The 1,007-nt window shown below is 52.0% G+C and carries 1 rRNA gene; it reads left to right on the top strand.

Annotation, left to right across the window (positions count from 1 at the left end):
- Window positions 1-6 precede the first annotated feature (6 nt).
- Window positions 7-1,007 (top strand): 16S ribosomal RNA (locus CSQ92_RS28450); the annotation flags it as partial.

Raw genomic sequence — 1,007 nt, 5'->3', positions numbered from 1 at the left:
GAGATTAAACTGAAGAGTTTGATCCTGGCTCAGATTGAACGCTGGCGGCATGCCTTACACATGCAAGTCGAACGGCAGCACGGAGCTTGCTCTGGTGGCGAGTGGCGAACGGGTGAGTAATATATCGGAACGTACCCTAGAGTGGGGGATAACGTAGCGAAAGTTACGCTAATACCGCATACGATCTAAGGATGAAAGTGGGGGATCGCAAGACCTCATGCTCGTGGAGCGGCCGATATCTGATTAGCTAGTTGGTAGGGTAAAAGCCTACCAAGGCATCGATCAGTAGCTGGTCTGAGAGGACGACCAGCCACACTGGAACTGAGACACGGTCCAGACTCCTACGGGAGGCAGCAGTGGGGAATTTTGGACAATGGGCGAAAGCCTGATCCAGCAATGCCGCGTGAGTGAAGAAGGCCTTCGGGTTGTAAAGCTCTTTTGTCAGGGAAGAAACGGTGAGAGCTAATATCTCTTGCTAATGACGGTACCTGAAGAATAAGCACCGGCTAACTACGTGCCAGCAGCCGCGGTAATACGTAGGGTGCAAGCGTTAATCGGAATTACTGGGCGTAAAGCGTGCGCAGGCGGTTTTGTAAGTCTGATGTGAAATCCCCGGGCTCAACCTGGGAATTGCATTGGAGACTGCAAGGCTAGAATCTGGCAGAGGGGGGTAGAATTCCACGTGTAGCAGTGAAATGCGTAGATATGTGGAGGAACACCGATGGCGAAGGCAGCCCCCTGGGTCAAGATTGACGCTCATGCACGAAAGCGTGGGGAGCAAACAGGATTAGATACCCTGGTAGTCCACGCCCTAAACGATGTCTACTAGTTGTCGGGTCTTAATTGACTTGGTAACGCAGCTAACGCGTGAAGTAGACCGCCTGGGGAGTACGGTCGCAAGATTAAAACTCAAAGGAATTGACGGGGACCCGCACAAGCGGTGGATGATGTGGATTAATTCGATGCAACGCGAAAAACCTTACCTACCCTTGACATGGCTGGAATCC

It is taken from the genome of Janthinobacterium sp. BJB446, assembly GCF_002735655.1.
GTDB classification, from domain to species: Bacteria; Pseudomonadota; Gammaproteobacteria; order Burkholderiales; family Burkholderiaceae_D; genus Janthinobacterium; species Janthinobacterium lividum.
The sequence above is the reverse complement of the archived record's forward strand: the minus strand, read 5'-3'. Positions and strand labels throughout refer to the sequence as shown.